This window comes from Jatrophihabitans sp. (assembly GCF_051960575.1).
Taxonomy (GTDB): Bacteria; Actinomycetota; Actinomycetes; order Mycobacteriales; family Jatrophihabitantaceae; genus JBQCEE01.
The window spans coordinates 1-2,430 of sequence record NZ_JBQCEE010000124.1 but is presented as its reverse complement, the minus strand read 5'-3'; the positions used below and the strand labels follow the sequence as shown (position 1 = coordinate 2,430).

Genomic DNA, 2,430 nt, shown 5'->3' with positions numbered 1-2,430 from the left:
CGGCTCGGTGGTGCGCGCGGTTGCCGCGTGCCGACCGCGCGCCGTGGTAGTAAGCCCCCAGCCGAACGGGTAGAGCGGGGCGTAGTTTCGGTCGCCCACGTTGATCGGCTCCTGGTCGGCCGACCGCGGCCAGCTCTGCGACAGCTGCCCGCTGAAGCCGCGGTTGCCGAACAGCACGTCGGCGACGCCCTCACCCTCGGTGCCGGGCAGCCACGAGGCCACCAGGCCGTCGATCTCGGGCAGCTGCGAGGTGACGATCTGCGGGCGGCCCGACACGACGAGCACGACGCACTTCGGCAACGCCGAGCAGACCTTGTCGATCGCGTCCTGGTCGGACTGCTTGAGCTCCATCGTCTTCGGCTCGCGCGGCGTGTTGTGGTCGCTCGGGTCGTAGGCCCACCGCGGGCCGCCGACGTCGCCGTAGCCCTCGCTGTAGGGCGTCTCGCCGACGATCACCACACCGACGTCGTAGCCGGCGGTCGGCGCGGACGCGTCCTGGCTGTAGGTGATCGTCGCCCTCGGCGCCACCTGCCGCATGCCCTGCAGGATCGTGGTGCCCAAGGTGTGCGTCCCGCTCTGGCCCTGCCAGGTGATCGTCCAGCCGCCGGCCTGGTCACCGAGGTTGTCGGCGTTGCGGCCGGCAACGTAGATGCGCTCGTTCTTCCCCAGCGGCAGCACGTTGTGATCGTTCTTCAGCAGCACCTGCGACTCGGCCGCCGCCTGGCGGGCGATGGCCCGGTGCTGCGTGTCGCCGATCTCGTTGATGTGTGTGCGGTCGGCGTAGGGGTGCTCGAACAGCCCGAGGGCGAACTTCTCGGTGAGGATGCGCGTGACCGCGTCGTCGATGCGGGCCATCGACACGTGGCCGGCCTGCACCTCGTCGACGAGCGTCGTCTCGAAGTTCTCGAACTTGTTCGGCTCCATCGCCATGTCGCCACCCGCGTTGACGAAGGCGTCGACCTTCGCCGCGAACGTCGGCAGCGGGATCTGCTCGAGGCCGTTGTAGTCGCTGATGACGAAGCCGTCGAAGCCGAGCTTGTCCTTGAGCCAGCCCTGCAGCAACGCTGCGTCCGCGTGCATCTTCACCGGGTTGCCGAGGCCGTCGTTCGTGAAGTCCACGGACGAGTACGACGGCATGATCGACCCGACGTGGTGCTGCTTCACGGCAGGCACGTACGGCGCGAGGTCGATGCGGTCGAAGTGCGCGCGGCTGACCTGCGTGATGCCCTGGTCGATCGGGTAGTTGCTGCTGTGCGCCCCGGCGGCGTCGCGCCCGCTGCCGTAGGTGGTGTCGCCGTCACCGGCGAAGTGCTTGGCGGTGGCGAGCACATGGTCGGGCTTGCTGAGATCGCTCGGCCGCGTGCCCTGGAAGCCGTCGATCGAGGTCTCCATCGCCTCGACGAGCGCCGGGTCCTCGCCGAAGCTCTCGTAGGTGCGTCCCCACCGGTCGTCGCGGGCGACGCAGAGGCACGGCGCGAAGACCCAGGGAATGCCCGTGGCGCGTGTCTCGGTGGCGACCATGTGCTCGCTCTGCTCGACCAGCTTCGGGTCGCGCGTCGAGCCGAGGCCGACGTTGTGGGGGATGAGCGTGGCGCCATAGAGGTTGCCGTGCCCGTGCACCGAGTCGATGCCGTAGATCAGCGGGATGTGCAGCCGCGTCTTCAGCGCGTACGACTGGTACGCGTCGATCATGTCGGCCCACGCCTGCGGGTCGTTCGTCGCCGGTGTCGAGCCGCCGCCCGAGAGCAGCGAGCCGAGGTTGTCGGTGGTGATCTTGTCGCGGCTGGTGTCGACGGCGCCGCGCTCGGCCTGCGTCATCTGCCCGACCTTCTCGGCGAGGGTCATGCGGCCGAGCAGGTCGCGCACGCGGGCGGCGATCGGCAGCTTCGCGTCCAGGTAGGCCGGACGCGCCGCGGCCGGATGGCCCTTGGCGGTCGGATGGTGCGTCGGCCCGGCGTCGGCGGTGGGGGCGGTGGTGATCGAGACGGCGAGGGCGCCGGTGATGCCGATGGCGCCGAGGCGGACCGCGCGGCGGGCCCGCCGGCGGTGCTGCGGTGGTGCAGCGTGAGGCATGGATCCTCCTGGGGAGATCTCCGCCGGTCGTTTGGGCGGGATGTCCGAATGCTGACCCCGCGGCTGTGAATCGGACAAGAGGGACGTTACGGTCGAATTACTCCAGTGACCGGACGAAAGGACGGATGTGACCGCCGTCGACCGCCGCCCCGGCATGAGCCGTCATGCCAGGTCGCGGCAGCGGGTGCTCGACGCCGTGCGGCGGGAGGGTTCGGCCACGCGTGCCGACGTGCAGCGGCTGACCGGGCTCTCGCGCAGCGCGGTCGCCGACGTCGTCGCCGACCTGCTGGCGTCCGAGCGGCTGCTCGAGCAGCGGCCGCCCGGGCCGAGCGTCGCGCGCGGCCGGTCGGCCGGCGT

Annotated in this window: 1 protein-coding gene and 1 pseudogene; one reads left to right on the top strand and one right to left on the bottom strand. The window is 70.7% G+C overall.

The features are described 5' to 3' along the window. Nucleotides 1-2,073: glycoside hydrolase family 3 protein (locus tag ACTHMS_RS06695; RefSeq protein WP_440305891.1), on the bottom strand; the 2,073-nt coding region annotated here is incomplete at its 3' end. Nucleotides 2,074-2,200: 127 nt separating this feature from the next. Between ACTHMS_RS06695 and ACTHMS_RS06690 the strand changes: the two are divergent. After that, nucleotides 2,201-2,430: pseudogene (locus ACTHMS_RS06690) on the top strand (hypothetical protein); the annotation flags it as partial.